The organism is Desulfovibrio desulfuricans (assembly GCF_004801255.1).
GTDB classification, from domain to species: Bacteria; Desulfobacterota; Desulfovibrionia; order Desulfovibrionales; family Desulfovibrionaceae; genus Desulfovibrio; species Desulfovibrio desulfuricans_C.
The window spans coordinates 1,068,602-1,081,906 of the sequence record NZ_CP036295.1 but is presented as its reverse complement, the minus strand read 5'-3'; the positions used below and the strand labels follow the sequence as shown (position 1 = coordinate 1,081,906).

Sequence of the window (13,305 nt, the reverse complement as noted above, 5' to 3'; positions counted from 1 at the left end):
TATTCCTATGCGCCAGCTGGAGCTCTGGGCAGCAGAACCCTTACCAGCGCCCCGCCATTGGGGCCGTTTTCAAGCTGAATAGTGCCGCCATGGCTTGAGATGATCGACTGCACAATGGGCAAACCTAGCCCTGTGCCGCCATCCTTGGTCGTAAAAAATGGGTCCAGCAGGTTGGGCAGCGTGGTGGGGTCAAAGCCGGGGCCGGAATCGAGAAATTCAATGCAAACGCTGCCACCGTCGTCATTGCGTCCTGTAATACGCATGATGCCCGGTCCTTCCATCGCCTGCTGGCCGTTGACAAGAATATTGTAAAATGCCCGATACAGCAAATCCTTGTCGCCGGACGAAAAAAGTCCTTCCTCGCACTGCCGCTCAAGCGCAACGCCGCAACGCCCCATCTCTCCTTCAAGAAAGGCCAGCACCTGATCAAGCACCAGATTAAGGTCTACCACATCCTGCTTGGGCTGGCGAGGCCGGGCGTAGTCCAAAAAATCATTTACTGTTTGCGACAGGCGCACGGCCTCGTCGTAAATGGCCCCGAGAATACGCCGGGTGCTTGCGTCGGCCTTGTCCGTACGGCGCTGCAGCAGCTCCGCGCTTGACCGGATAATGCCCAGCGGGTTGCGTATCTCGTGGGCGATGCTGGCCACCACCCGGCCCATGCTCACCAGCCGCTCGTTGCTGTGCAGCTGGTTTTCGAGAATGCGGTTTTTGTACATACGCGCGGCCAGTACCCGCTCGGACCTGTGAATGAGCATGAGCAACAGGCCGAACATCACCACCGACGAAAGCAGACACATGACCACAATGATGCCCTGAAAGGTCAGCACCTGTTCATAGTCGCCGGTAATGTCCTGGGTAAGCTCCAGCGCGCCCATGATCGGGGGTTCTTCGCCCGGATGCAGGGGTTCGCCGCGCAGGGGATAAAGCACGCGCAACACAAAGGAGCCTTCCTGCAGGGGCACGCGAAAGGGAGCCTGCCAGACCGGCATGGACGAAATGATCTCGGACCGGGGCGCACCGCCCTGCAGTATTTCGTCGAGATACGGCGGCGAAAGCCCGGCGCGGCCAAGGTCTTCCTTGTTGGTCGAATAGGCCACCAGACGCGAAAAATCATAGATGCGCAGCCGCTCCACCGGCAAACCGTGGATGACGGACTGCACCACCTGATCAAGCCTGTCGTACTGCTCGGGCTGGCGCAGGGCAATGCGGCCATACCCCAGCAGCGTAGGCAGGGCAAACCGCCGGAAAATCTGGCTGTTGAGATTTTCCACCAGCTGCTGGGCAAAGTTCTCCTGCCGGGTGAGCAGCGTCTCGCGGGCAGAATTGGAAATAAAGAACGAAAGCCCCAGGCTGGTCAGCAAAATGACCACCAGCGAGAGCCACGAAAGCGTCCGGGCGTAGCTTGGCAGGGCGCTTTCCGCTTCTACTGTTTGAGCGCAGACATCCTCGCACTGACGGATGCAGGCCTCGTTGCGCTGCTTTTTTCTGAACATGGCAATGCCTTTGCGCGCGCGGCGGCTGAGGAGGACGCAGCCCTATGGCAACGCCACCGGGACGCAGGAAAACGACCGCTGCGCCCCGCCGCAAAGCCGCCGACACGCGACAGGTTTCAAAAACCCCAGGCATACGAAGGCCGCTGTTGCGGCCTTCGCCATTCCTGAAGCATATTTCAGCACACAATAAAAAACCGCCGGAGGCTCAACAGGCAAAAGCCGGCCCTGCGCCGCGCGCAGTCGCGCAGCGCGCAGGCCGCCTAAAAGCCTTGCTCCATCCTGGGCACTGCCAGATATTCCGCCAGATCGGCCTCTTCCTGCGCATAGCCCCCCGCCCCCAGGCGGGCGTTGGCCAGGCGCTTGCCCAGCTCTACCGAGGGTTGATCCAGCGGGTTGATGCCCATGAGCCAGCCGGTAAACAGCGTGGCCGCCTCAAGCAGCAGCATAAGCGAACCCGCCGCGCGGGGGCCGCTGTTGTGCATCTCGACATGCAGCAGGGGTACGCCCTTCTGGCACAAGGCCATGCGCGTTCCCAGGGCCTCGGCCTCCAGCAGGCTGCCAAAGGGTTTGGCCCGCAGCCATGCCCACTGGTCGGGCACATCCATGCCAAAGTTGGGGCCTTGCGCCTGATCACGGCTGGTCAAAAAGATGCATCCCTTGTTGCGGGGCCCGCTCAAAAACATCTGGTTGATGGAGTGCTGGTCCGTCACGCCGGTGGCCGGCACTGGCTGGCTGCCCTGCCCGTCCTTGCCCAGGCTTTCGGCCCACAGCTGGGCAAACCAGTCGCCATAGGCCGACCACTGCGGAATGTAGCTGAAAAAGATCAGCTGGCTGTAGCCGTGGTCTTCAAGGGCCTTGGCCCAGCAGGCCAGAGCAAACGACGGGTGCTCCGCCACACGCTCGGGAGCCTGCACCAGCGGCCGGGCCACATCGGCCGCGCCGTCCAGCAGGGCCTGCCAGTCTATGCCCAAAAAGGCTGCGGGCAAAAGGCCCACGGCAGAAAGGGCCGAATATCGCCCGCCAAGATAATCCGGCACTTCAAGCGCCGTCAGACCGTAGCGGGTTGCTTCTTCCCGCAGGTAGCCCTTGCGCTCGTCTGTGACCACGATCATCTGATCCTGCCAGCCCTCGCCCACGCTGGCCTTGAGCCAGTCGCGCACAAGAAAATACTGGGAGATGGTTTCAATGGTGCCGCCCGACTTGCTGATGCACACCACGACCGTTTCAGCCGGAGTGAGCTTGCCAAGCAGCGCCTCAAAGCGTTCCGCGCAGACATTGTCGGCAATCCACAGGCAGGGGCCGCGATGATTGGGGCCGTCCTGCCCCGGCGCAAAGGCCTGCTGCATGGCGCGAGCCCCCAGGGCCGACCCGCCGATGCCAAGCACCAGCATATGCCGGTAAGCCTTGATGCGGGGGATAAGCGGGGCCATTTCCACTTCCAGCTTGGCGCGGAAGGGCAAGGAAAGAAAGGGCAGTTCGCCAGCGGTCAGCTCGCGCGCCAGTCGTTGGGCTATTTCGGGGGCGCGTGCCTTGAGCGGCGCAGCGCTGTCCGCTGCGAGCCGATGCGCATAAGCCCTTGACCATTCAAGCAAATGAGGCATGGATACCTCCTGGTGGGTTGCGCCGCGCATACAGCGGCGCATTACAAAAGTCGCAAGAGTTTTGGAGCAAAAAAACGCCGCCGCACGGTCTTGTAGGTTTGGGGCCGCACGCCAAAACGGCAATGCCACAGGGCGCATGCCTCGCGCGCCGCGCAGGCGCGCACCTCCACCCGGTCGCCCGCGCAGCCCATGCACTGCCTGCGTATGGCCCGCAGAGCCTGCCGGGGGGCCTCATCCGCCTGTGCGGGGCAAGTCTCGCCCGCCAGCACGGCCAGTCGCCAGGCCCACAGGGGGCAGCCCTCGTCGGCGCAGGCGCGCACCGCCTTGGCTGACGCACCCTGACACTCCAGACAAAACTGCCGGATCACCGCCAGCGGGCTGTTTTTGCCCCGGCCAGGATTTTTTGCGTGTTCGGCGTCCGGCATCAGGATTTGGCGGCCCCGCAGCATTTTTTGTATTTTTTGCCGCTGCCGCACGGGCAGGGATCATTGCGCCCTACCTTGGGCTCCTGCCTGCGGTAGGCATCAGGCCTGAGGGCCACGCCGTCCACATAATATATCTTGTCGTCCTTGCGCTGAAAAAAGCTGCGTTCGCCCAGCTGACGGGGGATGCCCTCCAGCTCGTAATAGGCATAAAACTCAACCACATCAAAAAGCTCGCCGTTTTTACCGGCGGGCACGTCGTTTTCAGTAGCTGCGATATCAAGCCGCAGCCATGTGATATCCTTGGTTTGTTCGGCCAGCTTGTCGGCGTCCACATTTTCCCGGTAATCGGGGTGCGTGGTTTCCACAAGCCATTGGTGACGGCCAAGCACATAGGCCGTATAGCGCGAGCGCATGAGGTTTTCCGCGTTCTGGGGCCAGGACGCGCCTTCAATGTGGGGGCCGCAGCATTGGTCCAGAGCCAGACCGCTGCCGCAGGGGCAAAGTTGAGACATGAAATCCGCCTTGGTTTGAGCCCGTCAGGGGCATATGCAACGGAATAAGCATAGCTTATGCCAAAGCGGGCGGCAAGAGCGGCAAGGCGGGATGGAGGCCATGGGCGCAAAAAAAGCGGCATGCACAGGTGACGCGCCAAGTGCATGCCGCTGGATGACCGTTCGGCCAGCCTGCCTAGTCCGGAGGAGAGAGCGGCTTTGGGGGCCGCAATTGGACAAGGCAGCCAGGACGGACGGCGTCATGCGTTACACCGGCATCCGCCGCCGGGGAAGAAAACGAATCAAAATTCAGCTCAAGCGTGCCCTTGTTGGCCGCCACCGCGCGGGCATGACCAATGTGCATCCCCTGGGCGTCGTACACCGCGCACAGTGCGCCAGCCGCTGGGGCGCGCAGCCCATAGAGCAGGCACAAAACCTGGCCGGGCCGCGCCTGCGAAGCATTGGTCTTATCTGGCTGCACGCGCACAATTTCGCCGCAGCCCAGGCTTGTGAGCTGCCGTATGTAGCGGCAGCCCAGCCTGTACACCATCACCCCGACCAGCAGGGCCAGCCCGCCGCAGCCAGCGGCCAGCACAAAGGGGTTGTAGCCTGTAATACGCCGCAAATACGAGGTTGAGGCCGCACGCATGGCGGCGTCGTCAGCATACACCGTAATTTTATAGTTTTGCGTGGTGCTTGCGGGCGCGCCCCTGAAGGTGACCTTGAGACTGTAGCTGCCGGGTTCAACCACGCCAGCTGCGCGCACATGCGCGCGCCACATGCCGTTGCCAAACCAGTAGCCGGCAAAGAAACCTTCCAGATCATAGACAAGCGAAGGATTTGCTGGGGTAAACTGCGCGTTGAGGTCGCTGTTGACGGGGTTTTTGATAGTCAACGGGCCAGATATGGGCACGCTGCCGCCGGGCAGCACCTCGATAACGTCCGCGCCAGACCGCACCAGCCCCTGCAGCCCGTCAAGCATGCCCAGCATGACAAACCCCAGCAGCACGGCGCAGAGCACGCCCCAATACCGCTGGCGGTAACGTATCTGCCTGCATACCTGCCAACCCCTGGAATCGATTAGTTCCCCCATGGGTTCCTTCCTGCCTGCCTGTGGTATGGTCAAAGTGCACGACATGCTGTTGCCCCCGCTATCTGCGCACCAAAGCAAGGTTTGCGGCGGCATCGCCCACATGCCAGCTCACCAGCCGCTGCCCAAGCCTGGGCAATTCCACAAGGCTCTGAAATTCGGCGGGGTACTTGCGGCGCACCAGCCGGGTAAGCCAGAAGGCGCCCGCCCATGCGGGCACGGTAATGCCAAAAAACCATGCGCAAAACACCAGTTCCGAGGCCCCGGCACTGCGGGCAGACTGATACATGCCCACGAAAACGGCTGCCACCATGATGGCGTTGGCAGCCACGCGGATTATGCCTGAATAAAGGGTCTGACGGTAGCTGTTCATAGCGTTCTCCTGGGTGCTTGCCCCACTCCGTTCAAGGGTGCGCCGGAGCGGAGCAGAACCGCTCCGGCGCGCAGGGTGGGGGTAGTCACCCTGGGGTTTACTTCTTGAAGATGTTGGTCTTGGTCACGTTCATGACGCGTATGGCCTGAGTCTTTTCAGCATTTCTGAAGGCGATGCGCATTTCGTCGCCAGCAGTCCACACATACGCGGGCAGGTCTTGTGCGTCGGCAGGAATCTTGAAAGTGAGCAGCGACTTCTGGCGGCCAGAGTACACGGTCACGGTCTGCTGTTCCTTGTCGATGACGGGGAAGGTCTTGCCCTTGACCTTGGGATGGTCGGAGCCCACGTTCTTTTCCACATCGGTAAACTGCACGGACACTTCACGCACGCTGCTGGTCTTTTGGTCATACACCAGCACGGTGTTCTTGGCGGTGTCGATCATCAGGCGGCCGCCGACGGCGGGTACCGGCCCCATGTCCTTGGATTCCACAGGCAGCTTGAAGGTATGCGTGCCGCCGCTGTAGTGCGGGTTAAACTGGTCGTGCGTCACGTCCACCACGATGGTGAGGGTTTGGGCGTTGGCGTCATAGGCCACGCAGCGGCCCTGTTCCACGCCCCCGTCAAAGTTGCAGCCGGTGAGCATTGCGACCGAGAAGGCCATCGCCAGCATAAGCATTAGGTTACGAATTTTCATGGCGTGCCTCCTCTTAGTTGGCCGCGGGCTGGTTCTTCTTGGCGGCAATTTCCGCCTTGGCGCCCTGCACCATCTTGACGGTTATGTAAAGGGAGATAGCCGTCACAAAACCGAGCACGTCAACGGTAGCAGCCGGTCCGAGCAGCCAGCCCCATGCCGGGAATTCAGCTTGGAGCAGCTTGCACAGAACCGAAATAAGACAGCCCACAACGGCCAGACCGAACACAAAGCGGATACCGTAACCCTTTACATACTTGGTGGCCACAACGCCGATCTGCGCGCCGACGGCTGCGCCGCACAGCATGACGAGGGCGGCAAGCAGTTCCACGCGGCCCTTGTATGCGTACGAAGCCGCGCCGTAGAGGCCGGAGATGGCGACTTCAAAGAGGTCCGTACCCACCGCCAGATGGGTGGGGCAGCCCACAAGATACACCAGGGCGGGCATGCGGATAAGACCGCCGCCGATGCCGAGGATGCCAGCCAGCCAGCCGGTGAAGAAGCTGACGATGATGGGCAGCCACGCGGAGCAGGTGATGTTGGCATGCGTAAAATGGACGACAGGCGGGATCTTGATGGCGTGCAGGCGGGTGGCCCAGTCAACGCCGGTGGCCGTGCTGTCAAGCTCACGGTGCTGCGCCTTGGCTTCACGTTCCTTTCTGCGGCGCGCGGCGATGTCGTGAAATACAAGCCAGGCCAGCAACACGAGCAGAACAACGTACAGCCAGCGCACGACCTTGTCGACCGAGCCGAGGCGTTCAAGCCACATAACCATCTGCGCGCCAATTTCCACGCCCACGATGGTGCCGACCAGCATGGTCAGGCCCAAGCCGTAGTCCACGTTGCCAAACTTGCCATGCCGCATGGTGGAGATAAGCGATTTACCCGCCATCTGCGCCACGTCGGTGCCAATGGCAAAGGCCATGGGGAAACCGAGGATGTTCAGACCGGGGGTGACCATCCAAGCGCCGCCCATACCAAAAAAACCACCGATAATGCCCACGCCCAAGCCGAGAATGACAAGGCCCGGCCAGAAAATGTAAACGCCGGAGATGGGCATCAAAAGATACATCCAGTCCATACTTGCCTCCTTCCGACTACTTCTCGGAGATTTCGCGGTGCCTGAGGTCGATGCCCATGTGCGTCATGACGATATCTGCCAGCCAACCCAATATGCAGCCTGTAACCGGAATGATGGCCATGGTCAGAATGGCAAAAAAGAAATGACTTTCATTATACATCTCAGCCCACCAATACAATATGCCGTCAAGCTTGCGCGTATCGGCCACAACAACCACGTTGGCTGCCTTGCCGCCCGCTGCAAGCGCAACACATGGCAAGGCCGCAATCATTAGCGCGCACCCGACAAGCCATGTCCAGAGCCTCTGCATCTTTTTCATAACATCCTCCACGTCAAGATTTGACTTCCCACTGCTTCCGCAACTTGCCTTTCATCCACTTGCGACCCCAGCCAGACGGCTTGGGCATCGCCTCGTTGCCTCGAATGTGAAATTAGTAGCAATGCTCGTGCCATTGCATAATTTTTGCCGGTAATTGCGGAATATCTGCCATTTTTGCGCGAAAATTCTTGTCTCAACCGGCATTGTTTTTTATACTCGTCCTCAAGATTGCGCTTTTTTGCGCAAATAGGGGAGCACTATGCGTTTATACAGAACACTTCCCCAGGGCAACTCGCTGGAATTCGCTGCGTTCTTTATGAACCGCAGCCTGGCAAGCCGCATGCTCATGCTTGGCCTGCCGCTTCTGGCGCTGGTATTGCTGATTATTTTTGCCGTCACCGGCAGCAATATCGAGTCCATTCTCGATCGTGCAATTGCACGCAATGCGCAACTCCAATCACAAGCCATGTGCCTTGCGCTTGAGAAAATCCTGGAAGAAACGCGCAACGAGCTGCTGATACTCGCGGCTGGTTCCATGAACCAGGAAGACATGCTCAACCGGCTCAGATACAGGGCACGGGCGGAGGGCGTACGTTATCGAGAAGTCGCCTTTGAAAGCCCCGTGCCGGAAAGCCGCTACCTGCTGATCAACACAGGCAATGAAGTGGTCAACGTGCCCATGCAGCAGGCGCTGGCCAGCGCATCCAGCCCATTCCACACCGGCTCGGGCGACATGCGTCTGGGCTATGTAAGCCTGGCGCAGCCGCTGGAAACGACGTACCCCATGGTTCCCGTCAACGGCGGCACGCGCAGCATCACCCTGCAGGTGCTGCGCTTCACCACGCCCGTATATGATGATGCAGGCCGCTTTATTGGCCACCTGATGCTGTCGCTCGATCTGAGGGAGCTGCGCGACATCATTTCAGAATACTCCGCCCCCGAGGCCCCCATTGCCACCACGACCCCAACCGACCGCATACACACGCTGTTTTTTGACCGCTACGGCTGGATGCTCTTTCAGTCCGAAATACCCGATGCAAACCTGCTGCAAAAAAGCCTGGGCACCGACGTCGTGCGGGCCGGGTTTACTGGCGACTTTGGCAGACCCGGCTTTGCCACGGCGTTTCGCCCGGCTCCGGACTACGTAAATTACTGGGATATGGTGTCGGACGTGCACGAGGGCCGCTCAGGGCAGCTGCCCCTCTACCAGCAGCAGACGTTGTGGAGCAACAACCAGATGCGTGTTGAGCGCGTAAGCTACGCGCCCATCACCTTCCGGCCCATGGCCGAGGGCGATCGGGAGGTATTGGGCGGTCTGGCGGTGCTGGACACCAGCTTTACCAGCACGCGCACGGGCTTGCAGCTTATGGGCATATATTCCAGCGCATTTGCGGGCGGTTTGTTGTTGCTTGGTCTGAGCCTGTGGTGGCTTGCGCGCCAGACAGGGCGCTCGCTCAACGCCGTTACGGAAGAGCTGGAACGCCGCAACTCCATAGGGGACAATACCAGTCTTGACCTGCCGCAACTGCCTCGCGAGCTGGAGCGCCTCAAGCTCGGCATCAATTCCCTGCTGGAGCGGTTGCACCATTCCTCCGAGTTGCGGCGCCTGCGGGCAGCGGAGGACGACGCCCTTGCGCAACGTGAACCCGCGCCAGACCTGCCCCACCCTGAAGATCTGCCCACCAACGGGCTTATCGGCACGTCGCCAGCCATGCTTGCCCTGTGCGACAACGTGCGCAAAGCCTCGCAGGTGCTGGCCGACGTGCTGGTCGTGGGCGAAACCGGCACAGGCAAGGAACTGGTGTCGGAGGCCATACACCGGCTCAGCGCCAGGGGCGCCGGGCCGTTCATCACCATCAATTGCGGCGCGCTGGACGAAAACCTGCTCATGGATACGCTTTTTGGCCATGTTAAGGGCGCGTTTACCGAGGCCCGAGCACCGCGCAAGGGGGCCTTTCTCACCGCGCAGGGCGGCACGCTTATGCTGGACGAGGTGGGCAATGCGGCCCCCAAGGTGCAGCAGGCCCTGCTGCGGGCGCTTTCCACCCGCCGCATCCGGCCTCTTGGCAGCGATGAAGACGTTCCGTTTGATACGCGCATCATCGCCGCCACCAACGCCTCGCTGATCGATGATTCGCAAAAAGGCTCGTTCCGCGAAGACCTGTATTACCGGCTGGCGGTTATCACCATCAATACCCCGCCGTTGCGCGACCGCAAGTCGGACATCCCTTCACTTACCGTATATTTTCTGTCAGAAGCGCTCGCGGCCAAAGCACGGCTGAAGGCGGAGGCAGGAGCCACCGCCGCCGCTGTTCCCCCGACCTTGCCCCAGATCAGCAAAGGGGCCATGTCCAAACTGATGGAATACGACTGGCCCGGCAACGTACGCGAGCTCAAGAACACCCTTACGCGGGCGCTGACGTTTTGCGAAGGCGGCATTCTTTTTGCAGAAGATATACAGCTGGGTCACGCAGTTCAAAGTCAGAACGAGGCTCCGCAAAGCGAAACGCCCTCTGCTGCAGGGCAGGAATCGCGCAATTTGCAGGATGCCCCGTGCGATCAGGGGTTCTGCTCCGCCGCCCCCGCCGAAGATGCCGCCAACCCCGACGGGCTGACGGGCAATCTTGCAGCGCCGGAGCAACCGCTGGCGGAGGCCCGGAGCCTGCCGGGGCAAAGCCAAGACGCCCCGCGGCAATCCGGCGCGTCCGCGCAGCCGGACGAATCGCTGAACGGGCATGCAGCGGCGGAAAAGCTCAACCGGCGCATCATGAACGCATGGCCAGCCATTGCCGCCGCAGGCAGTGTTAGCCGTCAGGAATACCAGATGCTGGCGGGCAAGGATATTTCCATGCGTACCGCCCAGTACGACCTGCAGCTACTGGTGCAGCAGGGGCTTGTACGCAAGGAGGGACGAGGCCCGGCGCAACGCTACGTGGTCATTGGCAAGGGGCGCTAGCGAACGCTGCCCTTTGCCATGGAGCGGCTGCGAGGCCGCGCTGGTCAGTAATCAGGCAAAGGGTGCAAAGCGACGGGCATGGCTCCTGCGTACAGCACCATCGGTTCATGGTTTAAAGGCAAACCGCAACCAAGGATGTCCGCATGGCATCACTGCTCAAAAAACTGTTTGGCATTGCCCCGCGCGTCAGCCGCGAAGCGGCGATGGAAACCTTTAACAAACGTTATGCCTCATTCAAGGATCTGCTGCAGGCCAATGCGGATCTTGCCGGAGTAATGGCCGGGCTGGACGCCACCCTGCGCGGCGACAGGCACATGGAAACCAGCGAAGTGCGCAAGCAGGCCCGCAGGGCCATCGTTCACTGCGAGCGCATGGCCTCCACCTTGAGCGAAATGTCAGGTCAGTGCGACATATCGCTTGGCAGCGCCGTACATTCCATTGCCTCGCGTATCGAGCACGAGCTCGATCAGCTTGCCCGCGGCGACGTGCCGCAGTATACCCTGCCGCTTTCAGAGGTCGACGCCAGCATGGCCTACAGCGTCGGCGGCAAAAACGCCAACCTGGGCGAGCTGCGCAATATGCTGTCCATGCCTGTGCCGCGCGGCTTTGCCATCACCATCCGGGCAGGCAGCTTCTTTTTGCTGCGCACGCCGGGGTTGTTCAAAAGCCTCTTCTCGCTGCTCAAATGCATTGACCCCGAAAAGCCCTCGCTTATTGCCGACATCTCGCAGCAGGTAGAAAATCTGGTGCTGGCGGCCCCCATCCCCGCAGAGGTAGAGCGGGCCCTGTCCGCAGAGTGGGACGCAGCCTTTGGCAAAGATGCGGACGTGGTGGTGGCCCTGCGCTCGAGCGCCATTGCCGAAGACGGGGTGCAGTCTTTTGCGGGCCAGTACCGCAGCATCCTGGGCGTCACCCGTCAGGAGCTGCTGCCCGCCTTTAAAAAGGTCGTTGCCAGTCTGTTTTCGCCACGCGCGCTGGCCTACCGCGCCGAACACGGATATGACCTGGACGCCACGGGCATGGGCCTGTGCTGCGTTGAGATGGTCCGGGCCAAGGCGGCAGGCGTGGCCTTTTCGCGCCACCCCGTTGATCTGCGCTCCAACGCCACGGTCATCAACGGTTTGTGGGGTCTGGGCGAAATGGTGGTGGACGGATCGGGCACTCCCGACCAGTGGCTTGTCTCGCGCGCCACAAAAAAAATCACCATGGCCACCATTGCCCACAAAACCATGCGCCTGCGCCTTGTGCGCGCCAAGAGCGGCCTTGTGGACAACCGGCTTGAGCCTGTGCCCGACGCCCTGCGCGACGTGCCCTGCCTCAGCGACGACCAGGTGCGCAAACTGGCCGAAATGGTCATGGAGCTCGAACGGCACTATCAGTACCCGCAGGATATGGAATGGGCCGTGGACGAGGACGACCAGATCGTGCTGCTGCAGACCCGCCCCATGGGGCTGGACAATGCCTCTGAAGAGCATTCCGCCCCGGCGCTGCGCCATCTGCGGCCCCTGATCTCAGGCGGCGATGTGGCCGCGCGAGGCGTGGGCTGCGGCCCCGTTGTGCATGTGGGCGAGAGTGAAGACATGACGCACTTTCCCGAGGGCGCTGTCATGCTGCTGGCCCACTCGTCGCCCAACGCCATGGCGGCCATGCGCAGGGCCTCGGCCATCATAGCTGAAACAGGCAGCCTCACAGGACACATGGCGTCTATCTGCCGCGAATTCGGCGTGCCCACCATCATGAATCTGCCGGGCGCAACCAGCATTCTGGCCGACGGGCAGGTGGTTACCGTGGATGCGCTGTCGGGCAGGGTTTTTGACGGCGAGGTACAGGAGTTGCTGCCCCTGCGCCTGGTACGGCCCCAGACCAAAGCCAGCAGCCCGGCGCTGGTGCTTTTGCGCCGCATAGCGCCCTACATTTTGCCGCTGCACCTTGTGGATCCGCGCGCCGAAACGTTTACCCCCCGCCACTGCACCTCGCTGCACGACATCATGCGCTATGTGCACGAGCTGAGCTACACGCAGATGTTCCAGATATCCGACCGGGTGACAGACCACTGCGCAGGGGTTGCCAGCAAACTGGCGTGCACCGTACCGCTCGATCTTTATGTCATCGACCTCGGCGGCGGACTGCGCAACCCCGAGTCGCGTCAGGTTACGCCCGGCGACGTGTTGAGCGCGCCGCTCAAGTGCGTGCTCGACGGCATGCTCAACCCCGCCGTGCAGGCCCGTGGGCCAAGGCCGGTAAACATGCGCGGGTTCCTTTCCGTAATGGGGCAAACAGCCATCGGCGGCAACCAGGAGGGCTGCTCGCGTTTTGGTCAGCGCAGCTATGCCATTGTCTCCGACCGCTACCTCAATTTCTCGTCCCGTGTGGGCTACCACTACGCCATCCTTGACTGCTGGTGCGGCGAGACCCTGAGCAAAAACTACATACGCTTTGAATTTGCCGGGGGCGCGGCGGCAAACGCCCAGCGCGTACGGCGCGTGCACTGCATCGGGCTTATCCTCAAGGAGCTGGGCTTTACCGTGGAGATAACGGGTGATAGACTGCGGGCACGTTACCAAAAATATCCAAGGCATGAGCTGTGCGCGCGCCTGGATCAATTGGGACGACTCCTGATAATGACCCGCCAGATGGATATGCTTATGGTGGACGACGCCGCTGTACAGGCCTACGCCACCAAATTTCTTAATGGCGAATATCATTAGCCGCACGCCCTTTGCGGGGGTGAGCCCGGCCCCGCACGGCGGCTTGGGCCATCGCGGCGCAACACGATTGAGGC

General features: G+C 61.3%; 11 protein-coding genes. 2 read left to right on the top strand and 9 right to left on the bottom strand.

All coding sequences use genetic code 11. The features are described from left to right. Window positions 1-5: 5 nt before the first annotated feature. The 9 genes from DDIC_RS04525 to DDIC_RS04485 form a co-directional block, all read right to left on the bottom strand. A complete protein-coding gene (locus DDIC_RS04525) occupies window positions 6-1,496 on the bottom strand; it encodes a sensor histidine kinase (RefSeq protein ID WP_136399343.1) in 1,491 nt (496 codons plus the stop codon). Between the two features lie 260 nt (window positions 1,497-1,756). Then, complete coding sequence (locus DDIC_RS04520) at window positions 1,757-3,097, bottom strand: glucose-6-phosphate isomerase (RefSeq protein ID WP_136399342.1); 1,341 nt, start codon at window positions 3,095-3,097, stop codon at window positions 1,757-1,759. Between the two features lie 41 nt (window positions 3,098-3,138). Then, window positions 3,139-3,522: a hypothetical protein gene (locus tag DDIC_RS04515; RefSeq protein ID WP_136399341.1), complete on the bottom strand. Its 384-nt coding sequence runs from the start codon at window positions 3,520-3,522 to the stop codon at window positions 3,139-3,141. Beyond that, a complete protein-coding gene (locus DDIC_RS04510) occupies window positions 3,522-4,034 on the bottom strand; it encodes a YchJ family protein (protein ID WP_136399340.1) in 513 nt (170 codons plus the stop codon). Before DDIC_RS04510 ends, DDIC_RS04515 begins: the two co-directional genes overlap by 1 nt. A 175-nt stretch (window positions 4,035-4,209) precedes the next feature. Beyond that, on the bottom strand, window positions 4,210-5,106 hold the full coding sequence (locus tag DDIC_RS04505) for a hypothetical protein (RefSeq protein WP_136399339.1): 897 nt from the start codon (window positions 5,104-5,106) through the stop codon (window positions 4,210-4,212). A 58-nt stretch (window positions 5,107-5,164) separates the two neighbouring features. Then, complete coding sequence (locus DDIC_RS04500) at window positions 5,165-5,476, bottom strand: hypothetical protein (RefSeq protein WP_136399338.1); 312 nt, start codon at window positions 5,474-5,476, stop codon at window positions 5,165-5,167. Between the two features lie 97 nt (window positions 5,477-5,573). Beyond that, window positions 5,574-6,170, bottom strand: coding sequence for a DUF4881 domain-containing protein (locus tag DDIC_RS04495; protein WP_136399337.1), 597 nt, complete (start codon window positions 6,168-6,170; stop codon window positions 5,574-5,576). Window positions 6,171-6,183: 13 nt separating this feature from the next. Then, the gene (locus DDIC_RS04490) at window positions 6,184-7,248 is read right to left on the bottom strand and encodes a sulfite exporter TauE/SafE family protein (protein ID WP_136399336.1); all 1,065 of its coding nucleotides are present in this window, start codon (window positions 7,246-7,248) and stop codon (window positions 6,184-6,186) included. Between the two features lie 16 nt (window positions 7,249-7,264). After that, complete coding sequence (locus DDIC_RS04485) at window positions 7,265-7,567, bottom strand: DVU0150 family protein (RefSeq protein ID WP_136399335.1); 303 nt, start codon at window positions 7,565-7,567, stop codon at window positions 7,265-7,267. A gap of 259 nt (window positions 7,568-7,826) precedes the next feature. Between DDIC_RS04485 and DDIC_RS04480 the strand changes: the two genes are divergently transcribed. Next, window positions 7,827-10,523, top strand: a complete 2,697-nt coding sequence (locus DDIC_RS04480) for a sigma 54-interacting transcriptional regulator (RefSeq protein ID WP_136399334.1) — start codon at window positions 7,827-7,829, stop codon at window positions 10,521-10,523. Between the two features lie 143 nt (window positions 10,524-10,666). Continuing rightward, the gene (locus DDIC_RS04475) at window positions 10,667-13,231 is read left to right on the top strand and encodes a PEP/pyruvate-binding domain-containing protein (RefSeq protein ID WP_136399333.1); all 2,565 of its coding nucleotides are present in this window, start codon (window positions 10,667-10,669) and stop codon (window positions 13,229-13,231) included. Window positions 13,232-13,305: the final 74 nt, after the last annotated feature.